This window comes from Patulibacter americanus DSM 16676, from assembly GCF_000420025.1.
GTDB lineage: Bacteria > Actinomycetota > Thermoleophilia > Solirubrobacterales > Solirubrobacteraceae > Patulibacter > Patulibacter americanus.
Genome location: NZ_ATUD01000001.1, coordinates 1 through 24,793, shown reverse-complemented (window position 1 = coordinate 24,793; position 24,793 = coordinate 1). Strand labels below are relative to the sequence as shown.

Below are 24,793 nucleotides of genomic sequence, written 5' to 3'. Positions count from 1 at the left end.
CCTAAAGCCCCGACGGGGCGCCTGCCGACAAGAAGCAGTGGTGGAACGACGGTCGTCCCGGCCCGCCACCTCGGATCCCTGGAAAGCGCACCAATGATCAACCCCCATCCCGACCACGCCGCGGAGCAGACCTACCTCGAGGCGGCCTGTGACGCCCACGTGGCGTACCTGGAGGAACAACGGCAGATCGTCGACGGGACGAAGAACGGCGGCGGGGACCGCGTCGCCGCCCACGCCCTCCGTGAGGCTGCGCGCGAACGCCTCTCGAAGCTCCAGGCCGTGGACGACGAGCGCCTGATGTTCGGCCGCCTGGACTTCGAGACGGGCAAGCGCAAGGTCGTCTACATCGGCCCCTGCACCGTGAAGAACGATCAGGAGAAGGTGCTCGTCGTCGATTGGACGATGAAGATCGCGAAGCCGTTCTACGCCGCGGACGAGCAAGACCCCCAGGGGCTGATGCGGCGCAGGAGCTTCGACCTGCTCGAGCGTCAGCTGCTCGGCATCGACGACGAGACGTTCGGCGAGGAGGCGGACGGGGAGGAGGCTCCGACCGGCCGAAAGCGCGACGCCCTGGACCGCGTGGCAGCAGAGCTGGAGCGCGCCAGGGAGCCGCGGATGCAGGCGATGGTCGCCACCATCGTCGCGGACCAGTACAAGCTCATCGAAGAGCCGCGGGAAGGCGTTCTCGTCGTCCAGGGCGGCCCGGGTACGGGCAAGACCGCAGTCGCGTTGCACCGCGCGGTGTTCCTCGTCAGGAACAACGAGGATCTCGGGAGGGTCCTTGTCGTGGGACCGAATGCCGCGTTCATGGCCTACATCGCAGACGTGGTGCCCGGGATGGGCGAGGACACGGTCGACCAGCTCGCGATCGATCGTCTCGCCGAGACGGGTGAGGCGCAGGCGAGGGGTGAGGACGGCCCGGAGGTCGCGACCCTGAAGGGCGACGCCCGGATGGCCGAGGTCGTCGCCCGGGCCGTGGCCCTGAGGACCCGGGAGGCCGTCGCGCCGCAGACCGTCACGACCCAGGGGGTGACGGTGCGGCTGACCGCCGAGGCCGCGAACGAGATCCTCGATCGGGAGCGTCGACGGGAGCGCCCCTACGCCGAGGGCAGGCGCCAGTTCGTCGCTGCGATGCGTACGGCGGTCGAGACGCTGCTCCGCGAGCGCTTCTCCCGGGGCTTGCGGCGGCGCACGGTGGACACTGCAGCGCTCCAGCGTTTTCTGAACACCGACCGCGGGTGGAACAACTTCCTCGAGCGGATGTGGCCGGCGTCGTCGGCCGCGCAAATCCTGCACGACCTCCTCACCACCGAGCTCCGCCTGCGCACCACCGCGGAGGGAATCCTCACCGAGGCCGAGATCAGCAGCCTGCTCCGTCGTGGTGTCCGCACGGTCGGCGTGCACCCCTGGACCCGGGACGACATGCCGCTCCTCGACGAGATCACTGCGCTGGTGCAGGGAAGCGTCAAGTTGTACGGCTACGTGATCGTGGACGAGGCACAAGACCTCACACCGATGCAGCTGAGGATGATCGCCCGGCGCTCGAACGAGGGAGACTTGACCCTGGTCGGCGACATCGCCCAGGCAACGGGTCCGACCAGATATCGCGACTGGAGCGAGATCACGGCGCATCTTCCGACGGGACGGGGAGTGCGGGAAGGGCTGCTCACGTACGGCTACCGCGTGCCGCGAAGCATCATGGAGCTCGCGAATGCGGTTCTGCCCGTGATCGCGCCCGAGCTTCCGCCGACGCAGCCGGTGCGGGAGTCCATCACGGAGCCGCTGTTCCGGAGGGTGGACGAGCTCGACCTCGGGTCCGCCGTCGCGTCGGCGGTGACAGAGTTGGCGGCCGACGATCGCTCCGTCGGCGTGATCGTGCCGCCCGCCCTGCTCGTGACGGTCCGCGGGGCCCTGGCCACGACCGGGATCTCGGTCGGCGACATCTCGACGGACCAGCTGGAACGGCGGGTGACGCTGCTCTCGAGTGCCGAGGCGAAGGGCCTGGAATTCGATCGGGTCGTCCTTGTCGAGCCCCGGCAGATCGTCACAGACTCGCGTGCGGGCTGGAGCGAGCTCTACGTGGGTCTGTCGCGGGCCACGCAACAACTCGTCGTCGTCCACAGCCTTGCGTTGCCGGCGCCCCTTCCCGGGGGAGAGCCGGTCGACGAGGCCCTCCCGCCCGCTTCGGCCTCGGACGTTTCCGCCACTTCGTCCGGCGCCGGCGATGCGGACGTCGCGGTCGACCAGCCGGACGATCTCGATCTTGATCTCGATCTCGACCTCGACACCCCGGCTGTACCGCCGCAAGGCGAGACGAACGAGGGTGCCGCCGAGGACGACGGTGCCGCGGACGACGTGGAGAACGCCGAAGTCGCCGAGGACACGCCGGGCGCCGTCGGGGTCGATCATGGTTCGCCGTCGGATGACGGTCCCGCTTCGGAAGTGAAGGCCTCCTCGGTCGAGGAGGTCGAGGCCACCTCTGAAGTCGGCGATGACGATGGTGCGGTCGAGACCGTCGATGTCGCGGGCGAGCCCGACGCCCCGACCGATGCCGACGGGGACGCGACCGCCACCGGCGACCCTGAGGCCGCTCCCGGTGGGGAGACGGCTCCCGGAGACGTGACGGTCGAGGAAGACCTTCCCGGGTCGGTGTCACCGGTGTCCTTGGACATCGCGGTGCTGCCGCCCATCCCCGCCATCCCACGTGTCGGGGAGCGGGACCGGCCTGTTCGGCCTGCGGACGCGGTGACTCTGGGCGGGTCGTTCTCCGAGGCGCTCGTGTTCGCCAAGATCCAGCACGGTGACCAGACCCGCCGCGGTACGCCGATCCCGTACCTCGGCCATCTCCTGGCGACCTCGGCACTGGTTCTCGAGGACGGCGGGACCGAACTCGAGGCCATCGCGGCGCTGCTGCACGACGCGGTCGAGGACGGAGGGCCGGACACGGCAGAGACGATCCGCCGCCAGTTCGGCGAGGCGGTCGCCACCACGGTCATCGGCTGCACCGATCCTGTGGGTCTCGACTCGTTCCGGGCCACGAAGTTGGAGCACCTCCGGCTCCTCGAGCTCGGCTCGACCTCGGTGCGCCGGGTCGCTCTCGCTGAGAAGCTGGACAACGCCCGGACGCTTCTGCGGGACCTCCACCGGTACGGGGCGACGACCTGGACCCGGATGGGCGTCGAACAGGCCGACCTGCACTGGTACATGAGAGAGCTCGTCACGCTGTTCGAAAGGACGTTCCCGAGCGTGCTGGCCCAGGAGCTCCGTCGCACCGTCGAAGAGATCGAGGTGCTCGCTCGATGACTTCGTCACCGCCCCCCGCGAAGCTCGCGGACGACCAGCTCGATGCGCTGCGCGGCGACCTCCGGTTGCTCGTGCTCCCAGAATCGCAGGACGGTCCATCCGAGCTCGCCCAGCCGCTCGTCGGTGTCGCGGTCGCGTTCAACGTTTCTGCTCAGTTTCGCATCCCAGAACTCGGCGTTCGCACGGGGGACGGTGGCGTGTCGGGGACACCGATGCCAGAAGCATCCGTCGACGAAGATCGCGACCTTCTCCCGAGGGAAGACGATGTCGATCCGGCGGCGACGGTCGAAATCCGTGCGCCGTTGCAGTCTGAACCGGAGGCCCCGACGGTGCAATGCCTGCCGGAGCAGCACCTCCGGCTTCGTGTCGCGTTGCCCGAGCCGGCTCATTCGCGTCTGCACGTCCGGCGAGGAGGCGGCCGGTCGCGCGGCGTTGACGAGGTCGTCGGGCATCCCGGGCCTCCACGCTACAGCTATGGAGCGGAGAGGCATCCGCCTCGCCCGACCTCCCGTCACCGCTCGACTCCGAGGTTCACATGACCGAGATCCATTGGCAGTTCCGACCCGAGAATCCCGACGGCGGCAGGGATTTCGGCAACGCGAACGTGTGGGCGTTCGATCCGACCCTGGAGGTGTTCACCCGGGAGGTCTGCCAGAACGTCTTGGACGTCAGGAAGGGCGACCACGTCGACGTGGACTTTGCGCTGTACCGCTTGACCGGCAACGCCCTTCGCGCCTTCGAGGATGAGATCGGCTGGCCGGAGCTGCAACCCCACCTCGATGCGTCTGCCGACGAGACTCAGAAGTTCGGGCGAGAGCTACGGGTCGGCCTCGACCGTCTCGCCGATGAGGACGAGTTGATCGTCCTGAGCATCCAAGAACTCGACTCCCGAGGCCTGGTCGGCGCCGAGCGTGGCACCAACAGCAACTTCGCTGCATTGTGCCGCAACAATCTGGACTCGAACAAGGCCAGTACCGCAGGGGGGGCCTTCGGACTGGGGAAGGCCGTCCTGTGGCGCTGCTCGTCGTTGTCCACCGTCCTCTTCCATTCGGACCTCGCCGAAGCGGAACCCGAGAATCCCGAACATCGGCTCGGGCGGTTCTTCGGTCGGTGTGAGCTCGCCTGGCACGAGACCACCGGGGGACGGTTTGCCGGCCCAGGATGGTTCGGGGCCCGAGACTCGGAGGATCAGGCGGTCTCGGCCTGGGACATGGGGTCCCGCGCCGCCGACATGCTCCTCGACCGCCCGACCGGGACGACCGGGACGTCGATCCTCGTCCTTGGATTCCAGGACCCGTCGAACGACGGGCCCGACGACGTGGCGTCGATGGCTCACGTCCTCGCACGAGCCCTCGCGGTGCACTTCTGGCCAGCGATCGGGCGGGACCTTCTCCGGCCGACCGTCGGCTACTACGACGCAGGACCCCTGGGTCCGCGCACCGAGGTCGACCTTCCGCTGGGCCAGGAGGTCGGCCCCTACGTCGCGTTGCTCGAGGCGCGCCGGGCCGGGGCACTGGACGAGTCCCTCGTGGAGGTCGGTGGTGTCGTGGCGCGGCGCGCCGAGCTCACGGTCCCCGACCGTCAGGACCAGGCACACGCCGAGACGGTCCACCGGGCCGAGCTTCTCGTCCGCCGCGCGGACCCGGAGACGGAGCAGGCCGCGGCCAACTCGGTCGCCCTGGTCCGCGGTCTCGGCATGGTCGTCGAGTACTGGCGCCTCCCAAACCTCCGCATCGGTGCACGTCCGTTCCATGCCGTCCTCCTCTGCGGGGCAGCGACCGACGACGAGGCGGCGGACGTGGCCGAGCAGTTCCTTCGCAGTGCGGAGCCCCCGTCTCACGACATGTGGACCCTCACCCCGGACATGAAGGCGTCGTACCGTCGCGGGGGCGGCGCCTCACTCGAACAGCTCCGGGGGAGCGTCCGCTCGACGTTGAGGGACCTGGTCGCCCCGACGTCGTCCGACGGTGAGGACGGCCCGGAGGCCCTGAGCCGGATGCTGGCCATCAAGGCCCCGACGCGACCGAGTGGCGAGCCCCGCGTGACAAAGGCCGAGGGTGGGGTCGACGACGGTGTCTGGAAGATCGAGGCCTCGGTGGTCGCAAGCGTGCGTGCCGGGCAATGTTGGACATTCCGGCCGGTGGTCCGGGTGGTCGGCGAATCTGGGGCTGTCGACGTCGAGATGTCGTCCCTGGAGGCCGTGAAGAACTGCGATGTCACTGGAGAAACCGTGACGGTCTCGTCGGGCAAGAAGAAGTGTCGCTTCCGGGTCGAGATCGACTCGTTGTCGCTACCGGGACGCCCAGAGGATGTCGCCATCGACGTCGCGCTGCGTGACACGCAAGAGGTGGCCGAATGACCACGTTGTTGCCCCATCCGACGTTGAACGAGCCCCTCGACCTGTCCGTCGATGCCCTGACGGTCGACGGAGTTCCTCGCCCCGAGTTCCTGGAGGGGCACCTTCGCCACATGGACCTGAGCGGTGCTCCGCAGGCGTGGCGAAGGGTGACCTTCGACGTGAGCGCCCGGATCCAGCCGGCCGACGCAGCGGCTCTGGTGACTGGTCGCGAGGACGTCCGGATGGTGGTCCGCGTCGCCTGTGTCGCAACTCTGGTTCGCTACGGGTTCCCCTTGGAGCGAGACCCGGGAGAGCAGGATCACTGGCGTGGCGCGGTGACGCTCGACGCGGACGATCTGCGCGGCAAGGTGGCCGTCGAGTGTCTGCTCACCGGAGACGTCGGGGGGCGCCCTGCGAGACGTCTCGGGGTCTCCGAACCGTGGGCGTTGTACGCCGACGCGACGGTCCGGCCACCGTTCCAAGGAACATTCTCGGTGAAATGGTCGGCATTCGAGGGCGATGACCGTGACACATCTGTTCCGGAAGCTGCCGCAACCGAGAGCTTCTTCCTAGACCTGACCGGTGAGACGCCGATCATCCACCTGAATGCAGGTGTCGACGGACTCCGACAGCTACTCGACGGAGGCGACCGCGTGCCTCCGATCGAGCGTGCCCTTCGAGAGTCTGAGATGCATCGAATCGTCGCGGCCGCATGGACCAGTGCCATCGCAGTTTCGACCGCAGCGATCAACGTGGACGAGGAGACCGGGGAGCACCGGCTGCCCTCGATCGAGTGGCGAGCCGACGTCTTGCGATGGGCACTGCCGGCCGTGTACCCCGACAAACCGTTGGAAGAGGCCATGAAACAAATCCGACGGGACCTCGACGGCGAGGAGGCCGCCGTGACTCATGCCATGGTGCAACTTGCAGTGTCCCGCCACATGAAGGCCGGGGCGCAACTCCGAAAGAGCCTGAAGGCAGCTGTGAACGGATGAAGGTGCTTGCCCCGGCCGTGGGTGCCCGGCTGACCGACGCCTTCGTCATCGGGTCCGAAGAGCCGGATGTCGAGGGGCTCGTCTCTGACGTCGGCCGCGTCGACGTCGCGACGGACGACGTGGTCGACCTCTTCGAGCACGCGAGGAAGATGTTCGGAGACGATGCCGCGGCATCCGACCGGTGGCTCGGGCCCCGTGTCCATGCGGCACTCCGGCTGACCCGACGCGAGGCGGGCGAACGTGGGATGTGGCTGCATCTGTCGATCGTTGACTGCCCCGACTACGTGCGCTGGCGGTATCCGGACCAGCGCGCCCGCTTCATCGGGGGGGCCGCGACGAATGCCTTCTCTCGGCTGTGGTGGACGACGGAGCTCTTCAGACGCGGGTCCGACTACGGGCCCGCGAGCGAAGCGCTCAAACTGCAGGAGATCCCGAACACCCTTCTGAAGATCAGCGCCACCCGGAACCATGCGTTCTGCGCCGCCCTGCTGGATTTCCTCCATTCGCGAAGGACGGACGGCAAGCGCCTCGTCGGACGGCAGATCAACCGGCTCTCGACGGCGGCCAACGCGCAGCTCTTCGTCGCGGCCCTCGACGCCGTGGCACCCGCGGCCGTCGCGGACAGCGATGCGCGCCGATCCTGGATCTCGAGTCCGCCGATCCTCGACGACCTGCTTGCCGACGGGGTGGCCGGCCCTGACGATCTCGCTGATCCGTTGTTCGACGACAAGGTCGCGGCGGCGCTCCAGCTCCTTCACCGGGTTGCCGACAGCGCCGGAATCGCGACCGAAGACGACCCGACAGCGGGGAGCCGGCGCCCTGGCGATGTCGGGGATGACTGATGGTTCGGCTTCCGGCAAGCCGACCCGGACGGTTTGCCGCCTGCGCCTCAGACCTCGACAATGGCCGCCGTTGCACTAAAGCGCTCGACCGTACGGTGGTCGAGGTTCAACATGAGTCCAGTTTGGCGCAAACTTGCGGTGCAGCACGGCGGGTTCGGCGTAGAACTCCGTTGCGCCGGCACACCATGAATCGTGGGCCCTCGGGTCGATGCGTGGGCCTCCGATAGCTCGGAGCGACGCGTCCGCTCTCTTACGACCTGCTCCCCAGCGACCAGGCCGCGCTCCGGAATACGTGGATGAGCACCGGCGCGTCGGCGTTCGCATCAACGAGGTCGGCCCGTCCGTCGGTAGGCTTGACGCGAGGTAGCTCACGCGTCTTCGCCGCGAGTCCGCTTTCGCGACGTCCAGCATCGAACGGGTCCGGGCGATCGACGCCCGCCGCTCAGGTCGTTTGCCGCGTCGATGCCCGCTGAGGCCCCGACGCGTCCGCCGGATCGGGCAAGTGAAGGCGCCGGATCGCCCCGTGTGGCGTGGCGGTGCCTGAGGCCCCCCGGCGCGCTCTACGCCCGCGGGGCGGGGAGGCCCCGGTGGTCGCTCGATCCGAACCCTGGCCGCCTCAGCCCCCGCCGTTCCCTTCCGCCAGGAACGCGATCCGCGCCGTCAACGGATCCCCCGCCGTGGGGTTCGCGGTCGCTTCGAACGCGACGATCCGGCGGACGTACCCGCCCACGCGGGGGTCCGCGACGAGGGCCATCGCGAGCTCCTCCGCCCGGTCGAGGACCCGCTGCATCAGCGGGGAGTCGGGGTAGTCGACGAGCAGGATCACCGCGTCGAGCGGGCCGACGGTCTGCAGGCCGTGGTGCAGGTCTAGGCGCTCGCGCTGCGGGGGCGTCGAGAGCAGGCAGGCGGCCGCAAGCACCTGGAGGAGCGCGCAGATCGGGTCCTTGTCCGTGCGGATCTTGATCTCGCCGACGGCCGGGGCGCCGTCGTCGGCCTCGAGTAGCAGGTCGACCCGCATGGCCGAGCTCGCAGGGCCGCCGTCGGCGAGCTCCTGGCGGGGATCGTTGAAGCGCACGCCGCCGGTGGTCCGTTGGGGGAGGATCTCGCGCTCGACGTAGCGGTAGGACGGGCCCTTGCCGTCCGCGGCCTCGAGGCGCCGGCCCTCGTCGCTCAGCCGTAGGGCGACGCTGATCGTGCTGCGGAGGTCGTCGACCTTGGCCGCCGTCAGCGCCGTGGTCTCCGGGTGCCGGAACCCTTCGTCGTTGTCGTACGGGGCCAGCTGCTCGATCGAGGTCGCGAACGCGGTCGCGACCTGGTCGACGATGTCGGTCGGCGCCGCCCAGTCCAGCCGCGCCTGCGGCCCGCCCGGGCGCTTGCAGACGTCCCGGTGCAGCAGGTCGATATCGGTGCGGGGGATGAACGCGGGAGGCACGGGGCGAGCCTCGCAGAGCCGGAGACGCCAGCGGGACGAAATCGGCGCCGAGGATCACGCTGGCCTGCGGGCCAGCTCGGCGTTCAGCTCCTCGACCCGGCGCGGCGCGCCGAGCGCGTCGCCGTCGAGGTACATCTCGCCGCCCCTCGTGGGGGCGATCGCCCGTACGGACCTCGTCGGCGTCGGTGGCCCTCCTCCCGGCTCCGAGCCCGAGGTGGGCTACGCGGCGCTGCGAGGGGTGCTCCTGCGGTGGGCCGATCTTGCGCTCAATACGGCCGTATGGGCCGGGGTGGGCAGTGGCGGCACCCACCGGGGCGATCCACCCGGGGGCCGACGCGGCGTCGAACCGGCACCGATGAGGCACGGGTATGACCGGGTTATACTCGGGTCCGTGAAGACGGCGATCTCGGTCCCCGATGCGACATTCGCCCGTGTGGACGCGGCCGCGGATCGCCTCGGGATGTCGCGCAGCGAGTTCTTCTCCCGGGCCGCCGAGCGCTGGCTCGCGGCACTGGACGACGACGGGACGACCGCCCAGATCGACGCGGTCCTCGCCGGTGGGGGCGCCGGGGACACCGACGCGTTCGTGGCCGCCGCCGCCCGACGGCCCCAGGCGGACGACGGCGCGTGGTGAGCCGGGGGGAGGTCTGGTGGGCCGACCTCGGCGAGTCCCGGGGTTCCGCTCCGGCCCAGCGCCGCCCGGTGCTGATCGTCAGTGCCGACCCCTTCAATGCGTCCCGGATCAACACCGTGATCGTCGTCGCGCTCACGCGTACGCTGCGGCTGGCGGCCCTTCCCGGCAACGTGGCGCTGCCCGCCGAGCTCTCCGGTCTTCCCGCCGACTCCGTCGCGAACGTGACACAGGTCGCCACGCTCGACCGGGCCGCGCTCGAGGTGCGGGTCGGCGCCCTTCCCGCGTGGACGCTGGTTCAGGTGGACGCCGGGCTGCGGCGCGCGCTCGGACTGGCCGGCTGAGTCCCGGGGGCTCGCCCGGCAGCATCGTCAGATCCCCCGCAGCCGGTCCGACCCGGTCGGCATGGAACAGCACGAGCACCCCGAGGGCCACGACGAGCATCTCCGCGGGGAGGCGCCGACGGACGCCGGCCCCGCTGGCAGCAGCGACACCGAGCCGGAGCCCCGTCCATCCGGGGGTTCGACCGGTGACGTCCTCCCCGAGCGCGTCTGCCGCCGCTGCTCGACCGTCGCTGCGACGACCGGCGACTTCTGTCCCCACTGCGGCGCGAGCTATGTCCGCGGCCGGCGCGGGCCGCAGCTGAGCCGGCGTGCGAAGCGGATCGTACTGGCCCTCCTGGCCGTCCTCCTGATCGGCGGGATCGCGACGGGTGCGACGCTGAAGGTCCGTGCGGACCAGCGGGCCGAGGCTCGCGCCCGCGCCGAGGCCCGTGCGCAGGACGCGGCCCGTCGGGAGCGGGAGCGCAAGGCGCAGGAGGAGGCGCAGGCGGCCTCCGACGCGGAGGACGCCGCGGTCGAGGAGGAGCGCCTGCAGCGCAGCATCCGCACGCTCACCGTCCGCGAGCTGCGCAAGGCGGTGACCAAGGACGCCCGTGACAAGCACGCGCAGGGCCTGCTCGAGGACCGCGCGACTTCGACGAGCTGCGAGAACACGGAGGGCACCGAGGACGACTTCACCGTCACGACGGCCGAGTACAGCTGCATCGCGGTGACGGACGAGGACCCCGACGGCAGTTCCCGCGGCTACCGGTTCACCGCCCGGGTGGACTTCGAGGACGGCTCCTTCACCTGGCACCTGGGGGACTGACGCGGGTCCGCCTGACCGAGCGCAAAACCGTCCCTCGGAAATATCGTCTTGCAATGATACGATCTTTCCATGGGAGCAATGACGGAGGCCGACCCCCTCCCCGACATCGACTGGTCCGCCCAGGGCATCGAGACCGAGCTGGGCTGGGCCCTCCCGGTCACGTACCGCGCCTTCTCGCAGGTCGCCACGGCCGCCGTCGCCGACGTCCCCGGAGGGCCCCGCGGCTACCAGGTGCTGGTCGCGATCACGACGGAGTCCCCGTCCTCGCAGCTCGCGCTGGCCCACCGGCTCGGCATCGACAAGACGCAGATGACCTACGTCATCGACGGGCTCGAGGCCGGTGGTTTCGTTGAGCGGCGGCCCGACGCGCGTGACCGGCGCGTCCGGCAGGTGCACCCCACCGACGCCGGTCGCGCGCTGCTGTCGACGGCCCGCGAGGGCCTCCGCGACGCCGAGTGCGTCCTCCTCCGGCACCTCGCGGGCGACGAGCAGACCCAGCTCCGGCGGCTCCTCGCCCGCGTGGCCCTCGGCGCCGGCGACATCGAGGCGGCCGCCGACGGCGCGCCGCCCACGCCCGCGCTTCCCGCTGCCGCTCCCGAGCGCTCCCGCAGACCGTCGCGTGACTGATCGCGCGCCAGATCCCCGCACCAATCGCGCGCGGCCCATCCCCGCACCACCCCACGAAGAACAGCGACTCCCCATGACTTCCACCGTCCTCATCGCCGGCGCCACCGGCGACCTCGGCCGCCGCATCGTCCGGGCCCTCCTGCAGCACGACGTCCGGCTCCGGGTCCTCACGCGCCCCGGCAGCGGGACGGCCGCCGCGCTCTTCGGCGGCGAGGAGCGCATCGACGTCGTCGTCGCCGACTACTCTGACGGGGCGGCCCTCAGGACGGCGGTCACCGGCGTCGACGTCGTGGTGTCGGCCGTCAGCGGCGTCCGCCCCGTGATCGTCGACGCGCAGCGGGCGCTCCTGGCCGCCGCTGTCGCGGCGGGCGTCCCGCGGTTCATCCCCTCGGACTACTCGGCCGACTACCGGTCGATCGCCGTGGGCAGCAACCGGAACTTCGAACTCCGGCGCGAGTTCGCGGCCGACGTCGACGCGGCGCCGATCCGGGCGACGTCGATCCTCAACGGGGCGTTCGCCGAGATCCTCACGGGCGAGGCTCCGATGATCCTCTTCGATCGCAAGCGCGTGCTGTTCTGGTCCTCGGCGGATCAGATCCTGGACTTCACGTCCAAGGACGACGTCGCCCGCGTCACCGCCTCCGTCGCCCTCGACGCCGACGCCCCGCGCGTGGTCGAGGTCGCGGGCTCGCGGGTCACGGCCCGGGATGTCGCGCAGACGATGACCGAGCTGACGGGCACGACGTTCAAGCCGCAGTGGGCCGGCACCACGGGCTCGCTGTCGGTGATGAGCAAGGTCCTCCGGCGCCTGGCGAAGGACCCCGACGAGACCTTCCCGGCCTGGCAGGGCATGCAGTACTTCGTGAGCATGTTCAGCGGCCAGGCCCAGCTGCACCACGTCGACAACGACCGCTACGGCGCGCACGAGTGGACGACGGTGCGCGACGTGCTCGCGGCCCACGTGGCGCGGGAGCGGACCGGAGGCGCGTCGGCCTGACGGGCGAGGCGGCGAGCCCCGGGCGTTAGCCCGGGCCCGGCGTCCCCGTCCCACCCGGCACCCTGCCGTACCCTCCCGCCCGATGCGCGTGCTGGTCCTCGAGGACAATCCGCAGCTCGGTCCCGCCGTCGCGGCCGGGCTGCGCGACGCGGCGTTCGCGGTCGACCTGGCGCGCGACCTGGCCGCGGCCCGTCGGCGGCTCGTCGTCCACGAGTACGACGCGCTCGTGGCCGACCGCGGGCTGCCCGACGGCGACGGCCTCTCCCTCCTGGCCGACCTGCGCGCGGACGGGTCGCCGCTGCCGACCCTCGTCCTGACCGCGCTCGACGGCGTCGACCAGCGGGTGGAGGGGTTCGAGCACGGGGCCGACGACTACCTCGTCAAGCCGTTCGCGATGGTCGAGCTCGTGGCGCGCGTGCGGGCGCTCGTCCGGCGCGGAACGGTGGCGCGCCCGACCATCACGACGGTCGGCGACCTGGTGATCGACGTGCCGCGCCATCGGGTCACCCGCGGCGGCATCCTGCTCTCGCTCACCGCCAAGGAGTTCTCGGTCCTCGAGGTGCTCGCCGAGCGGCCGGGCGACGTCGTATCCCGAACGACCCTGATCGAGCGCTGTTGGGACGAACTGAGCGAGCCGATGTCGAACGTCGTCGACGTCCTCATCGGGCAACTGCGCCGGCGGCTGGGCGCGCCGGATCCCATCGAGACCGTGCGCGGCGTCGGCTACCGGCTGGCGGTCGCGGGCGACGCATGAGCCTGAGTCCCGCCGCGCGGCGGCTGCGGCGCGTCCGGCGCACGATGACGCTGCTGTTCGCCGCGACGACCGCGGCGTGCCTGCTCGTCCTCGCGCTCATCGCGGCGCAGATCGACGCGGATTCGCGGCGGACGGAGACGAACGCCGACGTCCGCGCCCGCGCAACGGCCTTGGCCCGGGCCGTCTACTACGACGACGACGGACTGCACCTCGAGCCGCTGCGCGAGGACGAGCTGGCCCGCGGCAACGCGGCGTTGGCCGTCGTCGCCGACGACCGGGTCCGCTACGCCCGACCCGGCCCGCGCGGGCTGCCGGAGCCGTACGAGCTGCGCCGGATGCTGGCCGAGGTGCGCCTGGACCAGGCGCCGGCGCGCGCAGCGTCGCCGACCCGTGCCGGCCGCAGGCTCGTGTGGGCCTACGCGCCCGTGTGGGACGGCGACCGCGTCGGCGCGATGGTCCTCGTCGGCGCCGATCCCTCCGCCGCGGGCGCCGGGCACGACCGCCTGGTGCGGGCGCTGCTCCTCGGCTGCCTCGCGCTCGTGCTGCTCGCCGCGGCCGTGGGGCACCGGCTCTCCGGCCGGGCGACGCGGCCCGCGCTGCGCGCGCTCGAGCGGCAGGAGCAGTTCCTGGCCGAGGCCGCCCACGAGCTCCGCACCCCGCTGTCGGTGCTGCGCCTCGCGCTCGAGGCGGGCACCCGCACGCCGGAACGGGCGCCGGCGACGGTCCGCGAGGCGCTCGGGCAGGTCGACCGGTTGGGCCGCCTCGTCACCGGCCTGCTCGCCCGCGCCCGGCTCGAGGCGGGAACGCACCGGCCGGACCTCGAGCTCCTGCGACTCGACCAGCTCGTCGAGCGCACCGTCGAGGAGCTTCCGGCCGCCGGTGGGCTCGTCGTCCAGACGACGCCGTCGGTGGTGCGCGGCGACGCGGAGCTGCTGGCCCAGGCGGTCCGCAACCTCGTCGAGAATGCGCTGCGGTACGGCGGGGACGACGCGCGCTCGGCCGGCGTCGGCGCGGAGCGGGACGACGCCGGCCGGGAGCGGGGGAGTGGCGACGAGATCGTGGTGACCGTGGACTGGGGCGTCGTCGCGGTGACCGACCACGGACCGGGCGTGCCGGAGGACCGTCGCGAGGCGGTGTTCGCCCGGGGCGTCGGGAGCGGCGAGGGCACCGGGTCGGGCCTGGCGATCGTCCGCTGGATCGCCGAGCTGCACGGGGGCACCGCGCGGCTGCTCGAGGCGCCGGGCGGGGGGACGCGGGCCGAGCTGCGGCTGCCCGAGGCCGCCCCGCCGGCCTGAAGGGTCCGCCGCGCCCCGCCGCCACCGGGCGCCTCACGTTCCGCTCATGTGGGTCTCGCCACCCTGCGCCCCATGATCCCCCTCACTCCCTCAGCCACGCGTCGGCGCCGGGTCGTCGCCGCGCTCCTCGCCGGACCGGTCCTGCTCGGCGCCGGTACCGCGGCGGCCACCGCCGCCTCGCATCAGCGCGCCGGCAAGGCCACCTCCGCGATCGTGCGCGTCGACCAGGTCGGGTTCGCGCCGGACGAGACCAAGGCGGCCTTCGTCCTCGGCGCGCCGCGCACGGGTTCGGGCGGCGAGTTCTCGGTGCTCGACGACGCCGGGACGGTCGTCCTGCGCGGCAAGCTCGGCGCGTCGACGGGCAAGTGGAACAGCCGCTACGACGCCGTCCGTCCCCTCGACCTCTCCGCGGTCAAGACCCCGGGCCGCTACCGCGTGCGTCTCGGCGGCACGCTCACCGGCACCTCGCCGGCGTTCACGGTGGCCCCGGCCGCCGAGCTGTTCGACGGGCTGATCGCGAAGAACGTGCGGTTCTTCCAGGCCCAGCGCGACGGCCGCGACGTGCTGCCCGAGGTGCTGGGACGCAAGCCGTCGCACCTGCGCGACGAGACCGCCACGGTCTACAAGACCCCGCGCTACTCGGCGGACGGCAACGTCCTGCAGGACAAGAAGCTCGCCGCCGCGGGCGGCCCCGTCGACGTCTCCGGTGGCTGGTTCGACGCGGGGGACTTCCTCAAGTTCACCGGCACGACGGCGTTCGCGACCGCCGCGATGCTCGTGACGGAGCGCACCGCCCCCGACGTTCCCGGCCTCGCCGCCGAGGCGCAGCACGGCCTGCGCTGGCTCGACCGGATGTGGGACGACGAGACCCGCACGCTCTACGCACAGGTCGGGATCGGTAACGGCAACGAGACCGTCCGCACCGACCACGACGTGTGGCGCCTGCCGGAGGACGACGATCGGAGCACGGCCAAGCCCGGGTCGCCGGACTACACGATCAGCCACCGCCCGGTCTTCCGTGCGAACACGCCCGGCGGGCCGATCGCGCCGAGCCTCGCGGGTCGCACGGCCGCGGCGTTCGCCCTGGCCGCGCAGAACGAGCGCGACGAGGCGCAGGCCGCGGTGTGGCTCCGCAAGGCCGCCGCGATCTACGCGCAGGCCGACACGAAGGCGACGGAGAACTCGACGGCCGTCCCCGCCGCGTTCTACCCCGAGGACTCCTGGCAGGACGACCTGGAGTTCGCCGCCGTCGAGCTCGCGCTCGCCGGCAAGCGCCTGGGCGACCCGCGCGCCGCCGACTGGCAGGCGCAGGCCGCGCGGTGGGCCACGGGGTACATCGCCTCCTGGGCGAAGGGCACCCTCGAGGTCGCCGACGTCAGCGCGCTCGCCCACGTCGACCTGCTGGGCCTGCGCGACCCGGTGGGCCCGCAGGTCACCGCCGACCTGCGCCGACAGCTCGGGGACGCCGCGGCCGTCGCCGCGAAGGATCCGTTCCGCGCCGGCGCGTCGTACACGGACTTCGACTCCGTCCCCCACACGTTCGGCCTCGTCGCCACGGCACGCATGTACGAAAAGGCCACCGGCGATCGCCGCTACGCCGCCTTCGGCACGGGCCAGCGCGGATGGGCGCTCGGCGCCAACGCGTGGGGCTCGAGCTTCATGATCGGCGCCGGCGAGCTCTACCCGCGCTGCCCGGAGCACCAGGTCGCGAACCTGGCGGGCCAGGGCGAGGTCACGGGCGCGGTCGTCAACGGCCCGAACGAGGCCTCCCTGCTCGACGAGCTCAACTGGTTCGACACGATGAAGCCGTGCGCCTCGGCCCCCGCCGACGGCTGGGGCCGCTTCGACGGCAAGGGTGCCCGCTACGTCGACGATGTCGGTGCCTGGCAGACGGTGGAGCCGGCGATCGACTTCACCGCGGTGGCGATGCTGGCCTTCGCGGCGTCGGCCCGCTGAGGGCGGGGCCGGCGCGGGGCGTGGGGCGGCGGAAGCGCCCCGCGGGACGGGTCAGGTGCGCCGGGCGACAGCACCCGCCGCCACGACACCGGCCCGTCTCTGCACCGAACCGGTGCCGACGGGCTCGGGGACGTCGCCGGGCGCCAGCGTGGGACCTCCCGTGTCCCCGGCCGTCCCGCCCGCATGTCCTGCACCCACCGCCGCCCGCCCGTCCCCGTCGTCCCGCTGCTGGCCTGCTGTGCGCTGGTCACCTCGCTCGTCCTGGCCGCCCTGGCGGCGGGATCGACCCCGGCGGCGGCCGGGGAGTACGTCGCCCTCGGTGACTCGTACTCGTCCGGCACCGGAACCGGGAGCTACGTCGACGTGGCCTGCCGGCGCTCGGACGCCGCGTTCCCCGCGCTCGTGGCGGCCGCGCGTCCCGGAACGGCGCTGCGCTCGGTGGCCTGCTCCGGGGCGACGGTGCCGGACGTCGAGCGCGAGCAGCTCGCCGCCGTCACGTCGGCGACGGCCCTGATCACCCTGACGATCGGGGGCAACGACGCGGGGTTCACCGGCGTCATCACCCGCTGCGCCCTGCCCGGCTGGCTGGCGCGCTGCTCCCGTCCCGTCGACCGCGCACGCCGGTTCCTCCGCCGCACGCTCCCCGCGCGCCTGGACCGGCTCTACGCCGCGATCCGCAGACGCGCCCCCGCGGCGACCGTGGTCGTGGCGGGCTACCCCCGGCTGCTCAACGGCATCGACTGCGGACCGGTCACCTTCTTCAGCCGCGCCGAGTCGCGACTCCTCAACGGCACCGCCGACCTGCTGCGCGACGTGCTCCGCGACCGGGCCAACGCCGCCGGGTTCCGCTTCGCCGACGTCATCCCGGCCTTCGACGGCCACGCGGTCTGCGACGACCCCGAGTGGCTCAACGGCCTGTCGGCGCCGTTGCGCGAGAGCTTCCACCCCAACGCCGTCGGCCACGCCGAGGGCTACCTGCCCGCGATCCTCGCCCAGCTCGACGGGGGCGCGTCATAGTGCGGCGATGGGTCCCGGCTTCGGACGGCGGAAGGACGACGAACCGCCCCCGCCCTTCGGCGGCAACACGCGGGGGATGCGTGGTGTTCAGCCGACCGCCGACCCGTTCGCATCCCGGCCCGGTGGCGTCGCCGCGGCTCCGGGTCCGGACGCCCGGGTCGTCGGCCGGCCGCGGGTCGTCGCGCTCGTGGGCTGGATCCTGATGGTGGCGATCGGGGTCGGCGTGGCCCTGACCGGCGGAACGGGTGCCGTGATCTTCGGCGTCGTCTGGACCGTCGGCCTGGGCGGGCTGTTCCTCGCCCTGCTCCGCAGCCGCGTGGTCGTCGACGGGCACGACCTGTACTTCCGCACCGTCCGCGGTTGGGGGGAGCCCGTCGATCTCTCGCACCTGCGCTCCGCCACCGTCCTCACCGGCGGCAACCTCGCCCAGTGGGTGCTCCTGACCGACCGCGGCGGCCAGCAGGCGCGGATCGACGCGGTCAACCTGCGGCTCAAGCCGCTCTACCGCGAGCTGGCGATCTACATCGGCCCGTGGCAGGACATCGCCGACGAACGCCTGGAGCGGCGGATCGCCCGCCACCGCTGACGCGCCACCGGTCGTCCCCACCAGCGGAACGGATCGCGCGCCGCGGCCCGACGCGCCGCGACCCGACGTCCCGCGGCCCGACGTGCGGCGCCCGCACAACCCGAACGCCCTCCCGCCCCGTACCTCCGGGGTGCGATCCGCGCCGCGCAATACTGGAGCCGTGTCCGCCGTCGACACCACCGAACGCACCCTGGACGCCGTCGTCGCCCTGCTCGACACGGCGCCCGGCACCCTCGTGCTCTCCGGCGCCGGCCTCTCGACGGAGTCCGGCATCCCCGACTACCGGGGGCCCGACGGCAAGCGGCGCGTCACGCCGATGCAGTACCGCGACTTCGTCGGCTCGTCCGAGGCGCGGCGGCGTTACTGGGCCCGCGCCTTCGTCGGCTGGCAGAACTTCTCCTCCGCCGGTCCGAACGCCGGCCACCTCGCCGTCGCACGCCTGCAGCAGGCGGGCCACCTCGGCGCGATCATCACCCAGAACGTCGACGAGCTCCACCAGCGCGCCGGTGCGGAGGACGTCATCGACCTGCACGGCACGCTCTCGCAGGTGGTGTGCCTGACCTGCGGGGATCGCTCGAACCGGTGGGAGCTCGACGAGCGGATCCGCGCCGACAACCCGGACTACGGCGCCGACACCGGCGAGATCCGCCCCGACGGCGACGTGACGCTGGACGAGGTCGACGTCGAGCGGTTCGTCGTCCCCCGCTGCCTGGTCTGCGGCGAGGACACGATCAAGCCGGACGTCGTCTTCTTCGGGGAGTCGGTGCCCAAGGACCGCGTCACCCGCGCCTTCGCACTCACGGACCAGGCGCCGGCGCTGCTCGTCCTGGGCTCGTCCCTGACGGTGTTCTCGGGCTACCGCTTCGTGCGCCGCGCGGCGAAGAACGGCACCCCCGTCGGCATCGTCACCCTCAGCCCGACCCGCGGCGACGGCGAGGCGAACGTCGTCCTGAACGCGCCGCTGGGCGACACGCTGACGGCGGTCGCGGACCGCCTCTGCGGCTGACCCCGCCGCCCGCCGCCCGCCGCCCGCCGCCCGCCGCCCGCCGCCCGGCGGCTCCCGGCTCGGCCACCAGCCGCCCGGCACCGACGAGGTTCGCCGCCCTACGCCGCCTGGCCGCTGAGGATCGTCACGAACCGCTCGATGCGGTGGCGCTCGTCCTCCGGCAGGGCCCCGTCGACCTCGACCAGCAGCGTCATCGGGCCGCGCTTCTCGGCCCAGGCCCGCGCTTCGTCGCCGAACCCGGGGGCGACCCACACGAGCGCGAGGCCGTCGGCGTGCGTCATGACGGTGCGCTCCTGCTCGGCGGGCGTCGCCTCGGTGCGCAGGACGGAGACGGTCGTCGCGTCCAGGGTGCGGGCGACGGCGTCGAGCTCCTCGAGCCCGTCCGCGCCGAGCAGCACGGCGACCTCGCCACCCTGGAGCATCTCGACGGCCCAGCCCTCGGGCGAGCCGGTCAGCACGGCGGGCGCGCACACGAGGCGGAAGAGCGAGTCGGTCACGCGCCGACCGTACCGCCTGGCCCGCGCGCACGACGGTCATCCGACGCACGACACGCCACCGTGCGCTTGTCACGATCCCCCGGTGTCCACGTCCCGTCCCGCCTCCCGGCTCGCCTTCCCGGTGGTCGCCCTCGCCTTCGCGGTGACGATGATGGGCACGACGCTGCCCACGCCCCTCTACGGGCTGTACCGCGAGGAGTTCGGGTTCTCCGCCTTCCTCGTCACGGTGATCTTCGCCGCCTACGCGGTCGGGGTGATCGCGGCGCTGCTGCTGTTCGGCGCGCTCTCGGACCAGATCGGGCGCAAGCCGGTCCTCCTCGGCGGCCTCGCCTTCTCGGCGCTCAGCGCCCTCGTCTTCCTGCTCGCCCACGGCACCGCGCCGCTGTTCGTCGGTCGCGTGCTCTCGGGGCTGTCGGCCGGCATCTTCACGGGCGCCGCGACGGCGACGCTGCTCGAGCTCGCCGGGCCGCGCAACCACGCGCGGGCGACGCTCGTCTCGACCCTGGTCAACATGGGCGGTCTGGGCGCCGGACCGCTGCTGGCTGGCCTGCTGTCGGAGGAGTTCGGCGCGCCGCTGCGCCTCGTCTTCGTCGTCGACCTCGTCGCGATCGTGATCCTCGGCGCGCTGCTGCTCGCGATCCCGGAGCCGGGCCGGCGGGCGGAGCACCCGCGGTTCGCCCCGCAGCGGCCGGACGTCCCCGCCGAGGTCCGCGGCGTCTTCGTGCCCGCCGCGCTCGGCGCGTTCGCCGGCTTCGCGGTCCTCGGGCTCTTCACGGCAGTGGCGCCCTCCGTGATGACGCAGCTGCTCGGCGTCCACCATCGTGCGCTCGTGGGGCTCGTCGTGTTCGCGGTCTTCCTGTCCTCCGCGGCGGGCCAGCTCGCGATGGACCGCGTGGCCGTGCACCTCGCCCAGCGGATCGGCGTCGTCACCCTCGCCACCGGCGTCGTGCTGATCGGCCTCGCGGTCACGACGACGACCATGGCGCTCCTCGTCGTCGGCGGGATGGTCGCCGGCGTGGGGCAGGGGTTGAGCTTCCGCGCCGGCCTGGCGTCGGTCACCTCGGCCACACCGGCCGAGCGCCGCGGCGAGGTTGCCTCGACGTTCTTCGTCGTCGCCTACGTCGCGATCTCGCTCCCCGTCGTCGGCGTCGGCCTGCTCGCGGCCCTCACGAACCTGAAGACCGCGGGCGAGGTCTTCTCGGCCGTCGTCGCGCTGCTCGCCCTGACGACGTTCGCCCTGCTCCACCGCGGCGCGCGCGGGCGGGCCACGGCGTAGCGGCGCCCGCCCGGGCCTGGCCTGGTCCGCCCCGCGACCCCGCGACCTCCGCGACTCCGCGACCGCGGACCGGTCCCCGTGACCGTCCGACCGCGGCCCGGCCCCGGCGACCGTGACCGCCCCCGCGCCCCGGTCGCCCTGGCCGCCGCCCCGCTCCCCGCGCCGACCCGACCCGAGGTGCAAAGCTCCCCGGCGGTCCCCGACCACCACTCGCATGACGCCTCCCGACCGCCCCACCCCGCCGCTCGAGCTCCTGCAGGCGATCGCCGCGCTCGACTCCGCCCTGGCCAAGCAGGACCCGCTCGAGGACCCACTCGTCCTCTGGCGCGTGTGGGATCAGGACGTCGACCGGATCCCGGGCGGCCCGCTGCGCGTCGGCGACACGCTGCAGGACCTCGGCTTCTGCGACTGCACGCTTTACCAGGGCCACGCGATGACGCAGGCCGAGCCGGGGCGGGCCATCGTGCGGCTGCTGCTGCCTCCGGGTGTGCGGATCATGCCGCTCTGGTACTCCGCCGGCGACGCCGTGAAGGGCATCGTGTTCCTCGGCCGCGGTACCCGCTTCCGCGTCGAGGCGATCGACCGCGTGGAGGGCTGGCCGTCTCCCGTGGTGACGGCCCTCGTACTGCTGCCGGACGAGCCGGAGCCCGAGCCGACGCCGGACATCGCCCTCAGCCTGCCGCGCGACACGGAGCCCGTCCCGGAGCAGATCGCCCGGGTCGTGTGGGCCGCGGACGAGCCGATCCTGCACCGCGCCTGACGCCGATGCCGGGGCGAAATGTCCCGCCTCGCCCCAGCGTCGCGGTCCGCCGCTGACCGGGGGCTCGGCCCCACGCCGTACACCGTGGCCGCCGGATCGTTCCGGGCCCCGTGGGTGACGGACCGACGCGTCCGATCCCTGTCTCACACGCGTGTCCGGCGGATCCCCTACCCGCCGTAGGACACGTGTCCGAAGGGCAAAAACGGCCCGTCGGAGGCGCGTTCGACCGCTAGTCTTGCGGCCGTGTGGTGGTCCCCTGAAGTGTCCCGAACGTCCCCCGTGGTCCGGCGCAGCCGTGACGCGGTGGAGCAGATCCTCCAAGAGGCCGACCTTCGCCCCGGGGAGGACGGGCTGTGGACGGACGCCGGCCACACCCTCGGCGTCGCCCGCTCACGGGCCGGGCTGTTCGTCGGCTGGCTCGACGTCGGCTGGATCGGCACGGATGACGCCTTCTCCGAGATGCGCGACGTGAGCCACCTCGCCGCCGGCGTGCGTCCCGAGCACCTGAGCCGCGAGATCGCGATCGCGCTCGACGAGGCGGCAGCCGCCCGCGCCGAGCACCTCCGCGATTGCGGACGCTGCCGGGAGCGCTTCGTGCCCGGGCAGATGTACGGCGCGGACTGCTGCCACAGCTGCGCGACGCGGGAGCTCGGCGTCCGCTTCTGACCGCGGGACGGGCGTGGCGGCCGGTGCCGGCCGCCACGCCCGGACGGGTCCGGCGCGTTGCCGGCGCCCTGCACCCGGGCGGCCCTGAGAGCGCCCGGACGCCGCCAGGGCGCGGAGTGGTTGCGAAACGAGCGGCCCGAACGTGCGTCCGTCCGGCCGCTCCGTTCCTGCGTGAGGCGGGGGACGGGCCGATCGTCGGGGCGTGCCCCACCGACCCACGACCCGCCGCCTCACCCTCGCGTCCTTCGGCGCGCTCGGCCCCCTGGTGGGCTTTGCGCTGCTGTGCGCGATCGCCGTGGCGATCGGCGTGCTCTGCGACGCGGACGCCGCAGAGGACGTCGAGGCCGCTCCGGGTGAGCGGATCGTCGTGCGGATGGCGGTGCGGCGCAGTGCCCCCACGGGGGACGCACCTGCCGACCGCGCGCTGGTGAGCATCACCGGCCGCGCGCCGCGACGGCGCGGCGCCGCCCCGCAGCTGCGGCTGCTGGGCGTCCGCCCCGCCACGGCGCCCTGCCCCGTTCCCCCGGTCGCCCCCGACGGCCGGCTGCAGGGAACGGCGGCGTCCAGGGCGGTGGGCTGGCGACGGGTCGCCGGCACGGCTCCGGGTCGCCGGCTGCGCTCCCGGCGGCAGTTCGCGATGACGGGTGCGGTCACGCTCGGCGGTCCGGGGGCCCTGCGCCTCTGCGCCTACGCCGTGCGCGGGGGACAACGCCCGCGGGTGCAGCGGATGGTCTCGACGGTCGTGCCCGACCGTGCGGGCCGGATCCCGGGGGCGCCCGCCGCGTCCCCCGAGGCCCGGGAAGCGTCCATCTCGCTGCGCCCAGGCGCGCTCGCGCTGCTCACCACGGTGGTGCTCGGTGCGGCGTGGGTGCTGCGCCGGAGCACCGGGGGATCGGTGCGCGGCACGACCGCCGGCGCGGCCGCGGGGCACGGGGACGCCGGGCCGGTCGCCGCCTTCGCGGCCGGCCCGGCGCCCACGGCGGGCGATCCCACCGCTTGGGAGGGCGTCCGCCTGGACACGGGGGATCTTCCGTCGCTGCCCGTCGACTTCCGCGTTCCAGACGCGCCGCCGGTGGTCCGGACGGCCCCGCGGGACGAGGCCGACGATCGGCCGAGCGACACCGGCGGCTGGCTGCAGGTCCCGGGGCAGCGACCGGCGTCGTACGGCCCGTCGGCTGGGAATGGCGGAGCGACGATGCACGGGGGAGCGGCCCCCACGGCGGCCCGGCGGTTCAGCGCCCTGGGCGTCGACCATCCCGCCGTCCACGTCCTGCACGACCTCTGCATCCCCCACAGCCCCGCGCGGATCGATCACGTGCTGATCGGACCGGGTGGCGTCGTGGTGGCGAACACCAAGGACTACGCGGGCCGGGTGCGCAGCAACGGCATCGACCTCCGGGTCCGCGGACGCAACCGCTCCGCCGCCGTCGACGTGTGCCTGTGGCAGGCGGAGACCGTTCGGGCGACGCTCGAGCGGGCGGGTCTGGGCCTCGTCCCGGTCCACGGCGTCCTGCACTGGCTCCGCCCGGGCGGCCTGGGGTCGCAGCGCATCGACCTGCGCGGCGTCCGGCTCCTGACGGCGCGCGAGACGATGGACGTCGCCACGGGGTCCGATCTCCTCGACCCCGACGTCGCAGAGCACGTCGCCCTGCTGCTGCGCAGCACCTTCCCGGTCGCCTAGCGCCGGCGCTGCCCCTCGAGCCGAGTCCCGGGCCCAACCGACGGCGCGCGGGACGGCGCTGGCGCGACCGAGACTCGGGTCCGGCTGCGTTGGCGGGGGAGACGCGACGACGAGGTCCGCGCCGCGGACCGCACAGCGGACGGATGCGCGAGGCGCATCAGAGCCGTGGCGCGCCGAGCCGGCGGCTCGGTCGCTCGACGGCACCACCCAACCGCAGAGGGACGCATGGCACGCGGGTGCCGGCGTCGGCTCCGTGCCGGACCGGGAACGCTCGGGGACGGGGAGACGGAGGCGAGCTGAGGCCGACCGTCCATCGACGGGACGAGAGGCCAGCGGACCGACGACCCGTGACTGCGGTTGCGGGTGCCGGTTCCGATGCCGGTGCCGGTCCCGGTGCCGGTGCCGGTCCCGGTGTGCCGGCGCGGCGAGTCCCGCAGCCGATGGCAAGGCGGCGGCCGCGCGTACTAGGGGATCGCCGGTGGTCCGCGGGCCGGAGGCTGCGGAGGGAGGGCCCGGGGCGGCACGACCGACCCACGGCCGGCCCCGGGGAAGGCGCGCCACGGCCGTTCCCGGGGAGGGGGCGGCTCGCGAGGCACCGCGTTGCCGCGGTCGCCGGGTGAGAGGAGCCGTTGAGGGCGCCGGAGTGAGAAGACCGTTCGGGGCAGCGCGGACCGGGGGCGTTTGCCTCCGAGAACACCGGGAACAGGATCACGAGACGCTTCGAGACGCCTGCCGCCGCGCAGGAAGGTCAGAAGCGCCGATTCACGGAAGAAAATTCGCAAATCACGGAACAGCCGAAGGATACTGCGCTGTACGGCGTCCCGGAACGGCAGATTCGGGCGCGATCGGCCCTGCGCGGAGGGGTCGCGACGCACGGGTGCGAAAAAGTTGTATCTTTCTCGAGCCGCTGGAGACCGCGGCGCAGCGCGAAGCCCGGATGTGACTGAGGTCGCATCGCACGGCGGAAGCGGATGCGCTAGAGTCA

22 protein-coding genes are annotated in these 24,793 nt (G+C 73.0%); 19 read left to right on the top strand and 3 right to left on the bottom strand.

The window, feature by feature from the left end; translation table 11 throughout:
• Positions 1–93 precede the first annotated feature (93 nt).
• Positions 94–3,303: an HD domain-containing protein gene (locus F593_RS0100115; RefSeq protein ID WP_022926732.1), complete on the top strand. Its 3,210-nt coding sequence runs from the start codon at positions 94–96 to the stop codon at positions 3,301–3,303.
• 5 nt (positions 3,304–3,308) lie between these two features.
• Here F593_RS0100115 and F593_RS0100110 read toward each other — a convergent pair whose 3' ends face one another.
• Positions 3,309–3,755, bottom strand: a complete 447-nt coding sequence (locus F593_RS0100110) for a very short patch repair endonuclease (protein ID WP_022926731.1) — start codon at positions 3,753–3,755, stop codon at positions 3,309–3,311.
• Between the two features lie 83 nt (positions 3,756–3,838).
• Here F593_RS0100110 and F593_RS0100105 point away from each other — a divergent pair, with 83 nt between their 5' ends.
• Genes F593_RS0100105 through F593_RS27465 form a run of 3 tightly spaced genes read left to right on the top strand, consistent with a single transcriptional unit; the run spans position 3,839 to position 7,478 of the window.
• Positions 3,839–5,662, top strand: a complete 1,824-nt coding sequence (locus tag F593_RS0100105; protein ID WP_022926730.1) for a hypothetical protein — start codon at positions 3,839–3,841, stop codon at positions 5,660–5,662.
• On the top strand, positions 5,659–6,636 hold the full coding sequence (locus F593_RS0100100) for a hypothetical protein (protein WP_022926729.1): 978 nt from the start codon (positions 5,659–5,661) through the stop codon (positions 6,634–6,636). Before F593_RS0100105 ends, F593_RS0100100 begins: the two co-directional genes overlap by 4 nt.
• On the top strand, positions 6,633–7,478 hold the full coding sequence (locus tag F593_RS27465; RefSeq protein WP_022926728.1) for a DUF6339 family protein: 846 nt from the start codon (positions 6,633–6,635) through the stop codon (positions 7,476–7,478). The genes F593_RS0100100 and F593_RS27465 overlap by 4 nt, the downstream gene beginning before the upstream one ends.
• A 616-nt stretch (positions 7,479–8,094) precedes the next feature.
• On the opposite strand, the gene F593_RS0100090 is transcribed toward F593_RS27465, so the two are convergent.
• The gene (locus tag F593_RS0100090; protein WP_022926727.1) at positions 8,095–8,910 is read right to left on the bottom strand and encodes a hypothetical protein; all 816 of its coding nucleotides are present in this window, start codon (positions 8,908–8,910) and stop codon (positions 8,095–8,097) included.
• Positions 8,911–9,301: 391 nt separating this feature from the next.
• Between F593_RS0100090 and F593_RS0100080 the strand changes: the two genes are divergently transcribed.
• The 11 genes from F593_RS0100080 to F593_RS0100030 all read left to right on the top strand — a co-directional run bounded on the left by F593_RS0100080 (position 9,302) and on the right by F593_RS0100030 (position 18,928).
• Entirely contained in the window at positions 9,302–9,544 is a 243-nt protein-coding gene (locus tag F593_RS0100080) for a ribbon-helix-helix domain-containing protein (RefSeq protein WP_022926726.1), read from the top strand.
• Positions 9,538–9,885: a type II toxin-antitoxin system PemK/MazF family toxin gene (locus F593_RS0100075; RefSeq protein ID WP_033205189.1), complete on the top strand. Its 348-nt coding sequence runs from the start codon at positions 9,538–9,540 to the stop codon at positions 9,883–9,885. The genes F593_RS0100080 and F593_RS0100075 overlap by 7 nt, the downstream gene beginning before the upstream one ends.
• 61 nt (positions 9,886–9,946) lie before the next feature.
• Positions 9,947–10,690 (top strand): hypothetical protein, encoded by a 744-nt coding sequence (locus F593_RS0100070; protein WP_022926724.1) that lies wholly within the window; start codon positions 9,947–9,949, stop codon positions 10,688–10,690.
• A gap of 69 nt (positions 10,691–10,759) precedes the next feature.
• The gene (locus tag F593_RS0100065) at positions 10,760–11,317 is read left to right on the top strand and encodes a MarR family winged helix-turn-helix transcriptional regulator (protein ID WP_033205186.1); all 558 of its coding nucleotides are present in this window, start codon (positions 10,760–10,762) and stop codon (positions 11,315–11,317) included.
• 73 nt (positions 11,318–11,390) lie between these two features.
• A complete protein-coding gene (locus F593_RS0100060; RefSeq protein WP_022926722.1) occupies positions 11,391–12,314 on the top strand; it encodes an NmrA family NAD(P)-binding protein in 924 nt (307 codons plus the stop codon).
• Positions 12,315–12,396: 82 nt separating this feature from the next.
• Complete coding sequence (locus tag F593_RS0100055; RefSeq protein WP_022926721.1) at positions 12,397–13,068, top strand: response regulator transcription factor; 672 nt, start codon at positions 12,397–12,399, stop codon at positions 13,066–13,068.
• Positions 13,065–14,363 (top strand): sensor histidine kinase, encoded by a 1,299-nt coding sequence (locus F593_RS27365; RefSeq protein WP_022926720.1) that lies wholly within the window; start codon positions 13,065–13,067, stop codon positions 14,361–14,363. The genes F593_RS0100055 and F593_RS27365 overlap by 4 nt, the downstream gene beginning before the upstream one ends.
• 72 nt (positions 14,364–14,435) lie before the next feature.
• Positions 14,436–16,319 carry a glycoside hydrolase family 9 protein gene (locus F593_RS0100045; protein WP_022926719.1) on the top strand — a complete coding sequence of 628 codons (1,884 nt, stop codon included), beginning with the start codon at positions 14,436–14,438 and terminating at the stop codon, positions 16,317–16,319.
• A gap of 183 nt (positions 16,320–16,502) precedes the next feature.
• Positions 16,503–17,336, top strand: a complete 834-nt coding sequence (locus F593_RS21130; protein WP_022926718.1) for an SGNH/GDSL hydrolase family protein — start codon at positions 16,503–16,505, stop codon at positions 17,334–17,336.
• A gap of 7 nt (positions 17,337–17,343) precedes the next feature.
• Positions 17,344–17,922, top strand: a complete 579-nt coding sequence (locus F593_RS0100035) for a hypothetical protein (protein WP_022926717.1) — start codon at positions 17,344–17,346, stop codon at positions 17,920–17,922.
• Positions 17,923–18,082: 160 nt separating this feature from the next.
• Positions 18,083–18,928, top strand: coding sequence for an NAD-dependent protein deacetylase (locus tag F593_RS0100030; protein WP_022926716.1), 846 nt, complete (start codon positions 18,083–18,085; stop codon positions 18,926–18,928).
• A 98-nt stretch (positions 18,929–19,026) separates the two neighbouring features.
• On the opposite strand, the gene F593_RS0100025 is transcribed toward F593_RS0100030, so the two are convergent.
• Positions 19,027–19,425, bottom strand: coding sequence for a hypothetical protein (locus tag F593_RS0100025; RefSeq protein ID WP_022926715.1), 399 nt, complete (start codon positions 19,423–19,425; stop codon positions 19,027–19,029).
• 82 nt (positions 19,426–19,507) lie between these two features.
• Between F593_RS0100025 and F593_RS21125 the strand changes: the two genes are divergently transcribed.
• From F593_RS21125 to F593_RS0100005, 4 genes are all read left to right on the top strand, one after another.
• Positions 19,508–20,701 carry an MFS transporter gene (locus F593_RS21125; protein WP_022926714.1) on the top strand — a complete coding sequence of 398 codons (1,194 nt, stop codon included), beginning with the start codon at positions 19,508–19,510 and terminating at the stop codon, positions 20,699–20,701.
• A 214-nt stretch (positions 20,702–20,915) separates the two neighbouring features.
• The gene (locus tag F593_RS0100015; RefSeq protein ID WP_022926713.1) at positions 20,916–21,461 is read left to right on the top strand and encodes a hypothetical protein; all 546 of its coding nucleotides are present in this window, start codon (positions 20,916–20,918) and stop codon (positions 21,459–21,461) included.
• A gap of 303 nt (positions 21,462–21,764) precedes the next feature.
• A complete protein-coding gene (locus tag F593_RS21120) occupies positions 21,765–22,127 on the top strand; it encodes a hypothetical protein (RefSeq protein ID WP_157251428.1) in 363 nt (120 codons plus the stop codon).
• A gap of 202 nt (positions 22,128–22,329) precedes the next feature.
• Complete coding sequence (locus tag F593_RS0100005; protein WP_022926711.1) at positions 22,330–23,808, top strand: nuclease-related domain-containing protein; 1,479 nt, start codon at positions 22,330–22,332, stop codon at positions 23,806–23,808.
• The last annotated feature ends 985 nt before the right edge of the window (positions 23,809–24,793 follow it).